The organism is Neptunitalea chrysea, from assembly GCF_027924145.1.
GTDB lineage: Bacteria > Bacteroidota > Bacteroidia > Flavobacteriales > Flavobacteriaceae > Neptunitalea > Neptunitalea chrysea.
The window spans coordinates 177,072-193,229 of the sequence record NZ_BRVP01000002.1 but is presented as its reverse complement, the minus strand read 5'-3'; the positions used below and the strand labels follow the sequence as shown (position 1 = coordinate 193,229).

The following is a 16,158-nucleotide window of genomic DNA, read 5'->3' as shown; positions in this document are numbered from 1 at the left end:
ATGAAACTATTTAAAAACTCAAATCTTCTATTATTAATTCTAGCTACTTTAATTAGTTGTGTAGATAACGACCTTGATTCTACTAGCAGTAATTTAGTTACTGATGGTCCTATGGAAGGACTTAATGCAGACGATGATTTTTCATATGAAACTACTAAACAGTTAACGGTAAACTTATCTGTACCTGAGTTTTTAGAACATGCTGTATTTAGTATCTACGGAAAAACAGGTACCAGTGATAGCATAGCAATAGGAAAAGCAAATTTTGATACAAGTGGTAATTTTACAAGAGAACTTACCATTAGTGCTGCAACCGATAGTATTTTAATCTACTCCAATTATATTGGTTTAACTAGAGATATACGTCTTGGTGCTAGCGGTGATGAGGTTAGCTTTGATTATGCTTCATTATTTACAGAAAGTAATGTAAATAAAACCTTAGGTCCTAATTCAAACTCGTTAAATCATAAAGATGTTTTTGACTTCTTTACCTATTTAAGTAATTATAATGCTAACGGCGTACCAACAAATATTACTGTACACGAAGATATCTCTTCTTCATTATTAGATGATATTAATAACTCATTACCCGAAAGCGTTCCTGGTGGTGTACCTGCCAATAATCCTGACTTTTTAGTTGGAAAAGAAACAGAGATAATTTTAACACAAGAAGCTGATGTTTCTATAACTTTTGTTGCCGAAGGAGCAGATTATCGTAACACCCTAGGTTTCTATACGTATACTTTAGGTAACGAGCCAACTTCTGTTAATGATATTACAACTCATTATGTAGTGTTTCCTAATGCATCAATGCATAAATCTGGTGGAAAGCTAGTATCAGGTGATCAAGTTACTCTAGGACACTTTCCTGAAAACACTGTAATTAGCTGGTTTTTAGTTGCAGACGGATGGGACAGAAGCTCAAAAACTGTAAAAGAAAATGCTCAAATATATTACGCTAACCCAGCCTTTAATCCAGAAGCTACTGGGTATAAAGATCATATGGTATTATTAAATGACCCTGCTAGAGATCTTAACATTCTAGGTTTTGAAGATCTATATAGAGGTACGGGTAATTCAGATGACGATTTTAACGATGCCATATATTATGTGAAATCTAACCCAGCATCGGCTATTAAAACAGATGAGGTAGCTGTAATAGACGGAGCGAATGATACAGATGGTGATGGAGTTAACGATACTTTAGATAATTATCCTAATGATAGTACTAAAGCATTTGATAACTATTACCCTGCTGAAAATGTACCAGGTACTGTAGCTTTTGAAGATTTATGGCCAAGTCAGGGAGATTATGATTTTAACGATTTAGTTGCTACGTATCATTATCATTTAGTTGCTAACGGAGCAAATAAAATATCTGAGTTAGCCGCTACTTATACGATACAAAATATTGGAGGATCTTTCCATAACGGATTAGCGTTTGTATTACCTATAGATCCTGCTTTAGTATCTAGTGTTACAGGAAGTGTTTTAAACGGAGGTTATGAAAATACTGCAGCTAATGGAACAGAAACCGGAAACAGTACTGATGAGAGTATTATATACGTATGCGGTAATACCATTAACAAAACAGGTACAACCATAACAATTACTGTAACGTTTGGTTCACCAGTTCATATTAACAATTTAGGTGAAGCACCATTTAATCCATTCTTAATAGTGAATGGAGATAGAACAAGAGAAGTCCATTTACCAGATCATACCCCTACTTCTAGTGCCACTAGTTTAGGCACAGATGATGATGACAGTAATGCTTCAAATGGTAGGTACTATAAAACATCACAAAACCTTCCATGGGGATTAAACATTTATAATGTATTCAATCATCCATCAGAAAAAAAATCTATCATTGTTGCTTATCCTAAGTTTAAAACATGGGCTAATTCAAATGGAAATTCTGATTTAGAATGGTATAACGAACCAGAAAATTAAAAATAAAGCACATTATAATTTTACAAAAACTTAATATCATATTTACCTAATAAAAAAATTTAACATGAAATCATTAATTAAAGTAACAATCTTAGTAGTAGCATTAGCCTTTGCTGGTTGTGCAGAGAAAGAATTGGACACAACAGATAACAATGTGGTTACTGATGGTCCTATGGAAGGATTAAATGTAGAGGATAGCTTTTCTTATGAAACTACCAAGCAAATTAGTGTAAACCTATCAGTTCCAGATTTTTTGAATAATGCTGTTTTTAGTATTTACGGAAAAACAGGAACAAGAGATAGTATTTATATTGGTAGAGCTTCATTTGAAAATGAATCTTTTAATAGGGAGCTAACAGTTAGTGCTGCAACCGATAGTATTCTAATTTATTCAGATTATATTGGATTAACAAAAGATGTTAGAATTGGTTTAACTAGTGATAATATTACTTTTGATTACGCTAATTATTATCAAGACCAAACCTCTGAAAGAGTTATTAATACTGAAACTTATCAACAAAAAGGGTCAATTCCTGAGGGAACGGGAAATGTAGAGGGTACAAATACAGTTGTTTATAACTATTTAAGTAGTTATACCTACAGTGGTAAACCAACTACTATGGCAAGTAACGATGCTTTAGACAACTCACTTTTAGATGATATAAACAGCTCTTTGCCTGAAGGACATAATGGAGGAATCCCAAATACACACCCTGAGTATTTAGCAGGTAAAGAAACCGAAATTATACTTGTAGAAGATGCGGAAGTATGGATTACCTTTGTTTCTGAAGGAGCCGGTTATAGAAACTCACTTGGATTTTACACCTATACTTTAGGACAAGAACCTACATCTGCTGATGATATTCAAATGCATAATATTGTTTTTCCTAACTGCTCTATGATAGGTTCTGGAGGTAGTTTAGTGCCTGGTAACCGCGTATATCTAGGATTTTTCCCAGCCAATACTGTCATTAGTTGGTTCTTAGTTACAAATGGCTGGAGTGGTTTTAATGTTAAAAACTATGCTCAGATCTATTATGCAAATCCAGATTTTAACCCTGAAGCAACCGGATACAAAGATCATATTGTATTATTACAAGATCCGGCAAGAGATTTAAATATCTTTGGTTTTGAAGACTTATATAGAGGTACTGGTGGATCTGATGACGATTTTAATGATGCTGTTTTTTATGTTAAATCTAATCCGGTTACCGCAATTTCCAATGAAAACGTAGCAGTATTAACTGCCGCAAATGATACCGATGGTGACGGCATTAACGATGCTGTAGACGAATACCCTGATGATATTAATAAAGCTTTTAATAACTATTACCCTGCTAATGATTTACCAGGAACATTAGCTTTTGAAGATTTATGGCCAAGTCAAGGTGACTATGATTTTAACGATGTTGTTACAAGTTATCATTACAATTTAATTACTAACGGAAGTAATAAAGTAACAGAAATGACTGCTAGCTATACTATTGAACACATTGGAGCATCATTCCATAACGGCTTAGCCTTTGTTTTACCAATAGACCCTTCATTAGTAGCCAGTGTTACAGGATCTGAATTAACTGGGGGATATGAAACAACAGCTTCCAATGGAACCGAATCTGGTACGGCTGCTAACGAAACTGTAATCTATGTTTCTGGTAATGTTTTAAATAAAACCGGTGATACTATAACTGTAACAGTTAATTTTAATACTCCAATTACAATTAGTAACTTAGGGGTGGCACCATACAATACATTTTTAATTGTTAACGGAGACCGTACAAGAGAAGTGCATCTTCCAGATCTTGAGCCTACAAGTAAAGCTCAGAGCTTAGGAACAAGTGACGATGATAGTGATGCCTCTACAGGTAGATATTATAAAACAACACAAAATTTACCTTGGGCATTAAACATATTTGATGTATTTACACCTTCTGCAGAGAAGACACCAATTACTGAAACATATCCATCATTTAAAACATGGGTTAATTCAAGTGGTACCTCAGAATTGGAATGGTATAAAAACTAAAAAATGAACTAAAACCAACTAAAAAAATAGAACCCATGCTTGTACTTGAATTTATCTTACATTTAATTGAATATATAGTATTTATATATTTTGGATTTGCAAGCATTTATATTTTTATATTCGCTTTTGCTGGACTGTTTAAACAGAAAAAAAGAAAAATAAAAGAACAAAAAAAACGAAAGTATGCTGTTCTTATTCCAGGATATAAAGAAGATAGTGTTATTGTTGAAGTGGCTGAAAAGGCACTTCAACAATCCTATTTTAAGGAGTTTTATGATGTAGTAGTTATAGCAGATTCGTTTCAGCCAGAAACATTAGACACCTTAAGACAACTCCCTATTAAACTAGTTGAAGTATCTTTTGAAAAAAGTACTAAATCTAAGGCTTTAAATAAAGCCATGGAAACTATTGGTGATGCTTATGATGTTGCCCTTATTTTAGATGCAGACAACATAATGGAGCCTGATTTCATTGAGAAAGTGAATGATGCTTTTGATCAAGGTTATATAGTAGTACAGGGACATAGAGCTGCTAAAAACTTAAATACTTCTTTTGCTATATTAGATGCAATTAGCGAAGAGGTTAATAATCAAATATTTAGAAAAGGTCATAGAAATTTAGGGCTCTCCTCTGCCCTAATTGGTTCAGGAATGGCGTTTAATTATCATTTCTTTAAATCAACCATGAACAAAGTAAATGCTGTTGGTGGTTTTGATAAAGAGTTAGAACTTAAATTACTTAAAGACGGTAAAAAAATAGAATACCTTCACGATGCCGTTGTATTGGATGAAAAAGTACAAAAAGCAGATGTTTTTGGTAATCAACGTAAGCGTTGGCTTTCTGCTCAGTTCATCTATTTTAAAAGATATGTATGGAGTGGTATTAAGGAATTATTAGTTAAAGGTAATATTGACTTTTTCGATAAGGTATACCAAATGGTATCTCCACCAAGAATATTATTATTAGGTATCGTTACTTTTATTACAGTATTTTATTTATTAATTGGTGTTTTTCATTTAAATAAACCTTTCACCATTTTACCCGATTATTGGTATATAGTTTTTTGTATTACTGTTTTAGCTTTTATAATGGCTGTACCTAAGAAATTTTATAACCCAAAAACATTAAAGGCTGTTAGTAGCTTACCAAAAGCTTTTTTTACGATGCTCTTATCCTTATTTAAACTTAAAGGAGCCAATAAAAAGTTTATACATACTCAACACGGAAAAATTGGAAACTAGTATCTAAACATCAAAACTTAACCAACTCATATGATGACAATAGGAATAGAAGGACAACGCTTATATCGTAAGAAAAAACATGGGATGGATATGGTTGCTCTTGAGCTTATCAAAAATCTACAGAAAATAGATAAGGAAAATGACTATGTAATTTTTGTAAAGCCAGATGAAGATAACACCTGTATTCCTGCCGCTGCTAACTTTCGTATTGTTGAATTAACTTCGAAATTTGGGTATCCTGGCTGGGAACAAATAGCACTACCAAAAGCTGCAAAAAAAGAAGGTTGCGATATTTTACATTGTACCAGTAATACCGGACCACTTTTTAGCAAAGTTCCTTTAATTATAACTTTACACGACATTATTTATATGGAGAGTGTAAGTATTTTGAAAAAGGATGGTACTTGGTACCAGAAATTAGGGAATATGTACCGTAGATATTTTGTGCCTCCGGTAATTAAAAAGAGTGAAAAAATAATTACGGTTTCTGAATATGAACGTAAACGTATAAAACACTTTTTTGGGTTAAATGATGAACAATTGGTAGCTATCTACAATGGTGTAGGAGAACATTTTAAAAAAGTTACAGATAAAGAAATTCTTAAATCAATCAGAAATACGTATAAGTTACCTGATAACTTCTTTTTCTTTTTAGGAAATACAGACCCTAAAAAAAATACAAAAGGTGTTTTAAAAGCCTTTTCCGATTTTAATAAACTGTATCCTAATAAGTATAAATTAGTAATGCTCGATTTCGAAGAAAGTCAATTACAGCGTATGTTATCTGAAGTTGGAGCTACTGATATTAGAAATTTAATTCACTTAACGGGCTACGTAAAAAATACCGATTTACCTGCTATTATTAGTCAATGTAAAATATTTTTATACCCTTCATTACGTGAAAGTTTTGGTATTCCTATATTAGAAGGTATGGCTTGCGGGGCTCCTGTAATTACTTCTAATACTGCTTCAATGCCAGAAGTAGCGGGTGATAATAATGCGGCTTTAATTATTGATCCTTTTAAACCGGAAGAAATAACTGCTGCCATGAAAACAATTATTGAAGATAAAGAGTTGGTAGCAACTTTAGTAGATAAAGGAACACTTAGAGCAAAAGACTTTTCTTGGAAAAACATGGCTCTTAATGTTTTAAATATTTACAGTGAAGTTTATAATAATATAAGCAAGTAAAATGAGTCAACAACAAGACATAGTTTGTATAGCTAATACGACTTGGTTTGGTGAATACACCAAATCTACCGTTCAGATTATGGCTCGTTTAGCTAAAAATCATAGAGTCCTTTTTATAGAATATCCTTTTACTATAAAGGATATGATAAATAGTATTCGCAAAAAACAGCATGCACCAGTAAAACGAATGCTTAATATAGAACCTGCATTAACACAAATAACTACAGATCAAAATACTAATATTTACCATTTAGTAGCACCACCGGTATTACCTGTAGATTTTATAAAAAATAATACTATATTTAAATTCTTCTTCAATTTAAATATCTCAATTTATAAGAAAAGAGTAAAAAAAGTTTTTAAACAATTAAATATTGTAGACCCTATTGTGGTTACTGCGTATAATCCTTTTTATGGACTATCTTTAATTGGTAAGCTTAACGAAAAACTGAATGTTTATTATTGTTATGATGGTATAGGAACCAGAAGACACGGGCCTCGAATTTATGGCATCGATGAACAGTTTTCTCGTGGTGTAGATGGTATTATCACCACTTCAGATTTTTTAAATGAAGATAAAAAGAAGTTTAATGCCAATAGTTTTGTGGTTAAAAACGGGGTTAACTTTGAAACCTTTGTAAAATCTGCTAAAACAAACGTACATAATAGAGATAAAAAAATTGTTGGTTATATAGGGAGCTTAGACCATCGTTTTGATATTGATACCATAGAAAACGTAATTGAGCAGTTACCTGAATATGAGTTTCATTTTACAGGGAATCTAAGAAATGACAACATCAAAGAACGTCTAAATAGATTTGATAATGTAACCTTTTTTGGAGCTATTTCTCCAAACGAAGTGCCTGAGCTATTAAGCTCTTATGATGTTGGTATTATCCCCTATTTAGTAAATGATATTAACAGAAATATCTACCCACTAAAAATAAATGAGTACATGGCTGTTGGAGTTCCTATTGTAATGACACCGTTTGCCAATTTGGCCGATTTTAAGAATATAGTAAGTGTTACAGGAACAGCAGAAGATTTCAAAAATGCACTGATTACTGAAGTTAAAAATGATTCATCTACAAAAATATCCGAAAGAATAGCCTTTGCTAAAGCAAATTCTTGGGATAGTAAAGCAAATGAATTCGACATAATTATTCAAAATCTTTTAGAATATGGGAATAGTTAGTAAAATAAAATCCAATCCTAAAACTAAAGAATTTGCTCTTTGGTTAATTGCACCAAAACGTAATCCCAGACCTAGATTATGGGTTCGATGGTTTCTAAATCCATTAAAACATAAAAAGGGAAAAGGTGCCACCATTAGACGAAATAGTAGAATAGACGTTTTTCCATGGAAAAGATTTGAAGTGGGAGAATTAACAACTATTGAATCGTTCTGCACTGTAAATAATGGTTCAGGAGATGTTATTTTAGGAAATAGAGTTCGTGTTGGTATTGGTAGCGTTGTTATTGGTCCTGTAACTATGGGAAGTGGTTCAGGTTTGGGACAACATGTATTTGTATCTGGTTTTAATCATGGATATGCAAACGGAAATAAAAACTCAAGTCAACAACCTTTAGATATACGACCAACCGTTATTGAGGAAGAAGCGCATATTGGGGCTAACTCTGTTGTTTTGGCCGGGGTTACTATAGGTAAACGTTGTCAAGTTGGTGCTGGAAGTGTGGTTACTAAAGACATCCCTCCTTTTTCGATTGCCGTTGGAAACCCTGCAAAAGTAATTAAACAATACAATCACGAAACCAGTAAATGGGAACGTGTTTAACTAAAGCATTTATGGATATAATTAAAATACTATTCTGGCTTTCGCTCTTTATAATTTTCTATTCGTATTTAGGATACGGTATTGTGCTTTTCATTATTATAAAAATAAAGCGATTATTTGGACATTCTAAAACAGCAAACCAAGACACTGACTATGAACCTGAAGTAACACTTTTTGTAAGTGCCTATAATGAGAAGGATTATGTAGATGATAAAATTGCCAACTCTAAAAGTTTACATTATAACCACAACAAGGTTAAACACATCTGGGTAACAGATGGCTCTAATGATGGTACCCCAGATATTTTAAATCAACATGATGGTGTTACCGTTTATCACGAAGATGCTAGAAATGGTAAAATTGCAGCTATGAATCGTGGAATGAAGTTTGTTGAAACTCCTATTGTAATATTTTCGGATGCGAACACCAATCTAGGAAAAGAATCCATTAAAGAAATAGTAAAACTATTTAGTGATTCTAAAGTTGGGTGTGTTTCTGGAGAAAAACGTATTTACGCTAAAGAAACAGATAGCGCTGCAGGTGCTGGAGAAGGCATGTATTGGAAATATGAATCTCAATTAAAAAAATGGGATGCTGAACTATACTCAGTGGTTGGTGCAGCCGGAGAATTATTTGCCATAAGAACAGATTTGTGGCAAGAGGTTGAAAAAGATACCTTATTAGATGATTTTGTAATCTCATTACGAGTAGCCATGAAAGGGTTCACTATACAATACAATCCAGATGCGTATGCTATCGAAAGTGCTTCTGCTAACGTAAGAGAAGAATTAAAACGAAAAATCCGTATTTCAGCCGGAGGTATTCAGTCAATAGTACGCTTAAGTCCGTTGTTGAATATTTTTAAGTATGGTACATTAACATTTCAGTATATATCACATCGTGTTTTAAGATGGACATTAACACCACTATTGCTAAGTGTTATAATTCCTCTGAATATTATTATTTCTTTACGAGAAGGATTGTTTACGCTAAACATCTACTCTTTGCTACTATTAGGACAAGTACTTTTTTACGCAGCTGCCTTATTAGGTTGGTTTTTAGAATACCGACAAATACGTCTTAAAGTACTGTTTATACCCTACTACTTTTTTATCATGAATTTGTGCGTTTATCTAGGCTTTGGTAGGTACCTTAAAGGAAATCAATCTGTAAACTGGGAACGTGCTAAACGAGGATAATCTTACTTAACTAATAGTTCGTATATTATTACTATCTACTAAGAAACAAATTTTGGTAAAACAAATGAGAAAGTGCTTCCTACATCTACAGTACTTTCTATATGTAACTTACTATCGTTCTTGATTAAAAAGTCCTGACATAAGATAAGACCTAAACCTGTACCGGATTCATTTTCGGTACCGGTTTGAGAAAAATGTTTTTTAGGATCTAATATTTCATTTAATTGATTAGGAGATATACCAACCCCAGTATCCGATATTTCTGTTTTCCATCCATCGTTTATATCATAAACTTTTATGCTTATAGTTCCTCCCCTTGGGGTAAACTTAATAGCATTACTAATTAAATTTACAATTACGGTTTTAGTTGTATTGAAGTCTGCAAAAACTACAGCATCTTTAGATACATCCACATTTAAAGTAATTTGCTTATTCTCTAAAGCCATTTTTTGCAAGCGCGCAGTCTGTTCTATAATATCTATTAAAGGTAAATCCTCTTTAATTACATATAAAACACCCGTCTCAGATTTTGCCCAACCCAATAAATTATCTAATAAATTAAAGGCTTCATCCGCAGTTGAAGATAAATTCACAACAGTTTTCTGCATAAAGAACTCAGATTTAGGATCTATCATCCCTCTTAAAACAAAGTCCAATTGCATTTTTATCGCACTTAAAGGCGAGCGCAAATCATGCCCTATAATAGAAAACATCCTATTAAGTAGTATGTTATCTTGCGTTAGTTTTGCTGCCTGCTTCTCAATCTGTACCTTAGCCAATGCTAAATCTAAATGGGTTTTAATACGTGCATTTAACTCATGCTCATTAAAAGGTTTCGTTACATAATCTACCCCACCTAGTTGTAACCCTCTAATTTTATCTTCAATAGAATTTCTTCCAGTTACAAAAATTATTGGAATCTCTTTTAACTCGTCAACATCTTTAATTTCTTCACATATCTGAAAACCATCCATTTCATCCATTAAAATGTCTAATAGAATTAAGTCTGGTTTAAGTTCCGAAATTCTAGTTACTGCTTGTGTACTATCTTGAATTCCAATAAATCGATAATCAATTTTTCTCATAATAAATGATAAAAGAGCCAAATTAATCTTTTCATCATCTACCCCAATAATTAAAGGTCTGTTATCTATAGGAGTTGACATAATATGCTAATTTTAAATAAACTACTTCAAGGCAAGACTACAAAGTAGCTCTCTCCATTATCGAGTAAAATTTTGGGGTTATTAAAATTAGCAAAAAAAAAGATCTTATTAAAACAATATTTATAGATATTCAGTAACATAACCAATAAAAAGGGAGAAAAACTATTCTGTGTGTATTTTGACAACTAATTCGTGCTTGGTATTATCAAAGCACTTCGTTATTTCAAAAGCTACTGTTTTTGTTTCTCTAGAGCTTTTAGAAAGACTTTTTCAAATCATCTTAACTCTTTTACAAGTCGTTACAAAATCCAATTTTCAGAAATAGTAATAAATACATGTTTGTATATAAATTAAAAAACCCACATTCAGTAGGTAAATGTGGGTTGCAATTCATCAAAGGTTTATTCTCAATGATGAGATAATAAATTTTTATCAGAGACCAATTCCATGCCCTCTCTTATGAGCTGTCTAATCTTAGGATATGTATCCATCAAATCATTTAAGTGTATATATATTTCATCAAATAAGAAATCATCGCTAGCTATTTCATAAATTTCAAGACATAACAACCATTCGGTAGGATATACTTCTTTCACCTTAGCAAACAATGCTCCTAAAATATCTTGATCAACATAGAACTCCTCTCTCAATTCTCGAACGGTACTATAGAACTTCTCTAACCTCTTTGATTCTTCCGACTTTATGGGTTTAATAGTTAATATTTCAGAAGGTTCATACAAATAAGGAAATGAAGTATTATCTGCAGCTCCTGCATAAGCAGATACAATGTTGGTACCCACGACCATATCAAATACACCATACTCCGGTAAAAACAAAACTTCATCACCATAGGTGACTGTACAATTCTCAAGCTGAACAATCATAAGTTTTCCTTTAATATTGCGTATATCTGTAATATAAGTTCCTGATACTTTTATACCGCTTTCAAATTCTAAAGTAAGTTCATTTCCATTTGTAAGATAACGTACTTTAAAATCGTATGGACTCATATCTTCTAAAGAGATTTTACTATCCTTCAACATTCCTAGTGGAGAGCTAAAACCATCTGCATGTGCATTAATACCATGGCCAATTAATTCTTTATCTCTATAGGATAATGACGTTCCTCCATTAGTTTTAAAGAAAATTATATCGTTATTTTGATCGACTAACATTTTAGAAAATAACCCAGAAATCTGTAATCCTGTACCTAATTCAATAGTTCCTACCATCCCCGACTCAATAAGCTTTTGAATCCCTTCGGTCCCTCCTTTTCTTAAACTTAAGGTATTAGCAAAATCCTCTAAAATTTCTGTTAAATAGGCAAAATCAGGAGCTACATATAGTTGAGGTTGCGGTTTTGTAATGTCAAACTTCTGCATAGCGGCATCTAGCGAGTACGGTATTTTTTTTACTTCATCTCGCATACACCATTTACTCTCACCTATAGAAGATAATAATCCTGCTCCATAAATTTTTGGATTGTCAATATCGCCTACTAAACCATACTCTACAGTCCACCACTGTAGATTTCTAATTTCTGCCATTTCAGAAAGTGTCACTTCCATTTGCTGTAATTGCTCCACCTCCTGCTCAGCTTTGTCTATTTCTTCCTGTGGAATCCCCAAAGCTTCTTTTAATATCGATAGTTTCCTTACGGCTTCATACAAATCCATATCATATTTAGAGACAATCGCTTTGGCTCCAATAGCACCTAACCTTCTCAAATATTCAGCATAATCAGGGTTTGCAATAATAGGTGCATGTCCGGCAGACTCATGAATAATATCAGGTGAAGGTGTATACTCCATATGCTCTAATTGTCTGATGTCTGAAGCGATTACCAGTACTTTATACGCCTGAAACTCCATAAATGCATTAGGTGGTATAAAACCATCTACAGCTACAGCTGCCCAACCTATTTCTTTAAGAATCCTGTTCATTCCATACAGGTTTGGGATTCTATCAATTTCTACACCGGTTTTTACTAATCCTTCGATATATGAACAATGCGCAACTTTTGCCAAATACACAGCATTTTTTCGCATCACATATCTCCATACTGCCTGGTTAATAGGTGTATAGTCATCATAATTTTGGGGTTTCACAAATTGCTTCAGATGTTTTGGCAATCTTTCTATTAGCTCATTAGTTTCTATTTGATCTTTATTTATAACTTCCATAATGCTTACTAATTTTGTTAATGGTTAAAATCAGTTTTGTAATAAGGCCATCCATGCTTCCCTTATATCCATAGTGGCTAATAACCTTTTAGCCAAATGCTGAAATGCCTCATTTCTTAAAGCTCTATCATGATATAATTTTTCATGAATTTTAGCTACTTCTGGATGCTTGGAATAAGCTGTTATTTCTTCCTGTTCAGGTAACTTTTCTATATTTCCCAACCTACCCAAATCATTACCTGTTAAGATCTTACTATTTCTAAAAACTTCTGGAATGGCATCTACTCCTATTCCTTTATTTACTAATGGTTTGGGAATTTCGAATCGTACATCTTTAATTGTACGACAGTACCAACTTCCTCCCATTCTTGCAACTAAGTCTAACTTTTCAAGGTCAATGCGGGTATCTTCTGCTATAATATTCTCATTCAGATGAATGTAGACTACTTCTGCTATCACTAAGTTTCCGGCACCTCCATCCTGACCTAATTCAATAATATCGTTTACTTTACACTCAAAAGCCACAGGAGACTCTTTAACATATGGTGGTTGAACCACTTTAGATATGCCTTCCGTAAACCCCGATTTTACAAACTCATTTACTCCAGCATCATATTCAGTACTTGATAACGACATTTGCTCTACCATAGCAAAATCTACCATGTTAATCACCACTTCTTTTACTTCCTTTACATTTTCCAGCGTATGTTTTGTGGTATTATCACGTACCCTTCTAGAGGGCGAAAATACCAAAATTGGTGGATTAGCACTAAAACAATTAAAATAACTAAACGGACTTAAATTTATTTCTCCGTTCGCACTTATGGTACTTGCCAAAGCAATGGGTCTAGGAGCCACAGCATTTTGCAAGTAATATTGCATCTGCTGATTACTAATATCTTTAGGATCTATACTTATCACTGTATTTCTGATTTTAGTTCATTAAACTGAAGGGAAAACTTCTGTAGAAACTTCCCCAAATCCTACCCGAATATCATTTATTTTCGCATGACCTTTCATTATTACAGTATCACCATCATTGATGAATTTTCGGGTACTACCATCGGGCATGTTAATTGGTTTTGTACCCTTCCATGTAATTTCTAGCATTGAACCATAAGAATCCGGTGTTGGACCACTTATAGTACCAGATCCATAAATATCACCTACCATCACATTACACCCATTTACCGTATGATGTGCCAATTGTTGGCACATATTCCAATACATATACTTAAAATTAGATTTACATATCTGTTTCTCAGTACCTGTTGCTGTCTGTAAGCATACTGTTAACTGTATATCATAATTTTTATTACCCAAATATTCAAGATATGGTAATACTTTCGGATCTTGTTTAGGGCCAGCTATTTTAAAGGGTTCTAAAGCTTCCAATGTTACCACCCATGGTGATATGGAGGATGCAAAATTTTTAGCTAAAAACGGCCCTAAGGGCACATACTCCCATTTCTGAATATCTCTGGCAGACCAGTCATTAAATAACAACATTCCAAAAATATGATCTTCTGCTTCTTCTACCGATATGGAAGTCCCTAAGGTATTTCCTTTGCAGGTTACAAACGCCATTTCCAACTCAAAATCCAAAAGTTTACAAGGTCCAAAAACGGGTTGAGTTTCCCCATTAGGTAAGGTTTGTCCTTTTGGTCTGTGAATTGGCGTACCTGAAAGAATAATAGATGATGCTCTCCCGTGATACCCTACTGGAATGTGTTTCCAGTTAGGTAATAAAGCATTATCAGGATCTCTAAACATAGTTCCTACATTGGTCGCATGTTCCTTAGAAGAATAGAAATCTGTATAATTTTTCACTTCTATTGGAAGTAACATGGTCACTTCCTCTTTTAAAAAAAAAGCATTTTCTCTATCTTGAATATGCCCTTTTAATTCATTGTTATCATCAGATAGCAATTCCATTAAACGAAGCCGTACTGCTTTAGTAATCGATTTTCCTAAAGCCATGAAATCATTTAAATAACTACTTTTTAAAACATTTTTAGGCTCTCCTTCAAGCATGGGTAAATATCCCTTATCTGCCAAATAAGCTATATCTAAAACAGAATCACCTATGGCCGTACATACCCGAGGAGTAATCCCTTCAGCAGTAAAAATTCCAAAGGGAATATTGTATATGGTAAAATCAGAATCAACAGGTATATTTACCCACGATTTTAATACATTCATTTTCTATTCTTTTATAAAGTTCCTCTTTTTTCCTGTTCTCTTTCAATAGATTCAAATAATGCTTTAAAATTTCCGGCTCCAAAACCTTTAGCCCCCATACGTTGAATAATTTCAAAGAATAATGTTGGTCTGTCTACTACAGGCTTTGTGAAAATTTGTAGCAAATAGCCTTCCTCATCTGCGTCTACCAAAATAGCCAAATCTTGCAAATCACTAATATTTTCTTTCATGATTTCCATATGCGCTCCCAATCTATTTGGGATATCCTCGTAATAAGTAGTTGGAGGTGCTGAAAGGAATTCTACTCCCCTTGCTCTTAATTCTTTTACCGTAGTAATAATATCATCTGTAGCTACTGCAATGTGCTGTACGCCCGGACCTTCATAAAAATCAAGGTACTCTTCAATTTGAGATCGCTTGTTTCCTTCTGCAGGTTCATTAATCGGAAACTTAATACGTCCGTTTCCGTTACTCATTACTTTACTCATAAGAGCAGAATACTCCGTATGTATTTGTTTATCATCAAACGAAAGGAAATTTACAAATCCCATTACCTCTTCATACCAGTTCACCCATTGGTTCATTTCACCCCAGCCTACATTACCTACCATATGGTCTACAAACTTAAACCCAACAGGGGTCGGATTGTATTCAGATTCCCACTTCTCATATCCCGGTAAAAAATGTCCGTTGTAGTTTTTGCGTTCTACAAACATGTGTACCACATCTCCATATGTATGAATTCCTGATCGAATTACCTCTCCAAATTCATCTTTCTCTACAATTGGTTCCATAAAAGATTTAGCGCCCCTTTTGGTGGTTTCCTCCCAAGATTTAGTAGCATCTTCAACCCATAATGCTACCACCTTAACTCCATCACCATGCTTCACCAAATGATGATTTATAGGAGAATTTGAATTTAAAGGAGTAGTGAGTACCAATCGTATTTTGTCTTGTACTAATACGTATGAAGTATATTCTTTACTTCCTGTTTCTAAGCCCTTATAGGCATACGATTGAAACCCAAAGGCAGTTTTATAATAATGCGCAGATTGCTTGGCATTGCCTACATAAAACTCTATGTAGTCTGTTCCTAATAAAGGAAGAAAATCTTGTGCTCCTTCAAATATTTTTTCCAATCCGTATTCTACATTCTTTATTACACTCATTATGCTTATTTTAAATTATATGGTTTTATTTT

12 protein-coding genes are annotated in these 16,158 nt (G+C 33.4%); 7 read left to right on the top strand and 5 right to left on the bottom strand.

The annotated features are described in order from the left end of the window. From NBRC110019_RS01840 to NBRC110019_RS01810, 7 genes are all read left to right on the top strand, one after another. Positions 1–1,953 (top strand): LruC domain-containing protein, encoded by a 1,953-nt coding sequence (locus NBRC110019_RS01840; RefSeq protein ID WP_281751751.1) that lies wholly within the window; start codon positions 1–3, stop codon positions 1,951–1,953. 64 nt (positions 1,954–2,017) lie between these two features. Then, positions 2,018–3,979 (top strand): LruC domain-containing protein, encoded by a 1,962-nt coding sequence (locus NBRC110019_RS01835; RefSeq protein WP_281751749.1) that lies wholly within the window; start codon positions 2,018–2,020, stop codon positions 3,977–3,979. Positions 3,980–4,014: 35 nt separating this feature from the next. Next, the gene (locus NBRC110019_RS01830; protein WP_281751746.1) at positions 4,015–5,220 is read left to right on the top strand and encodes a glycosyltransferase family 2 protein; all 1,206 of its coding nucleotides are present in this window, start codon (positions 4,015–4,017) and stop codon (positions 5,218–5,220) included. A gap of 30 nt (positions 5,221–5,250) precedes the next feature. After that, entirely contained in the window at positions 5,251–6,411 is a 1,161-nt protein-coding gene (locus NBRC110019_RS01825; RefSeq protein ID WP_281751744.1) for a glycosyltransferase family 4 protein, read from the top strand. Between the two features lies 1 nt (position 6,412). Then, the gene (locus NBRC110019_RS01820) at positions 6,413–7,606 is read left to right on the top strand and encodes a glycosyltransferase (protein ID WP_281751743.1); all 1,194 of its coding nucleotides are present in this window, start codon (positions 6,413–6,415) and stop codon (positions 7,604–7,606) included. After that, a complete protein-coding gene (locus NBRC110019_RS01815; RefSeq protein WP_281751740.1) occupies positions 7,593–8,207 on the top strand; it encodes an acyltransferase in 615 nt (204 codons plus the stop codon). The genes NBRC110019_RS01820 and NBRC110019_RS01815 overlap by 14 nt, the downstream gene beginning before the upstream one ends. Positions 8,208–8,218: 11 nt before the next feature. After that, positions 8,219–9,406, top strand: a complete 1,188-nt coding sequence (locus NBRC110019_RS01810) for a glycosyltransferase family 2 protein (RefSeq protein WP_281751738.1) — start codon at positions 8,219–8,221, stop codon at positions 9,404–9,406. A gap of 38 nt (positions 9,407–9,444) precedes the next feature. On the opposite strand, the gene NBRC110019_RS01805 is transcribed toward NBRC110019_RS01810, so the two are convergent. From NBRC110019_RS01805 to hppD, 5 genes are all read right to left on the bottom strand, one after another. Beyond that, complete coding sequence (locus NBRC110019_RS01805; RefSeq protein ID WP_281751736.1) at positions 9,445–10,572, bottom strand: hybrid sensor histidine kinase/response regulator; 1,128 nt, start codon at positions 10,570–10,572, stop codon at positions 9,445–9,447. A gap of 407 nt (positions 10,573–10,979) precedes the next feature. Further along, entirely contained in the window at positions 10,980–12,755 is a 1,776-nt protein-coding gene (locus NBRC110019_RS01800) for an aromatic amino acid hydroxylase (protein ID WP_281751734.1), read from the bottom strand. A gap of 30 nt (positions 12,756–12,785) precedes the next feature. Further along, complete coding sequence (locus tag NBRC110019_RS01795) at positions 12,786–13,676, bottom strand: flavin reductase family protein (RefSeq protein ID WP_281751732.1); 891 nt, start codon at positions 13,674–13,676, stop codon at positions 12,786–12,788. 21 nt (positions 13,677–13,697) lie between these two features. After that, entirely contained in the window at positions 13,698–14,957 is a 1,260-nt protein-coding gene (fahA, locus tag NBRC110019_RS01790) for a fumarylacetoacetase (protein ID WP_281751730.1), read from the bottom strand. A gap of 11 nt (positions 14,958–14,968) precedes the next feature. After that, the gene (gene hppD / locus NBRC110019_RS01785) at positions 14,969–16,126 is read right to left on the bottom strand and encodes a 4-hydroxyphenylpyruvate dioxygenase (RefSeq protein ID WP_373876988.1); all 1,158 of its coding nucleotides are present in this window, start codon (positions 16,124–16,126) and stop codon (positions 14,969–14,971) included. Positions 16,127–16,158 lie beyond the last annotated feature (32 nt).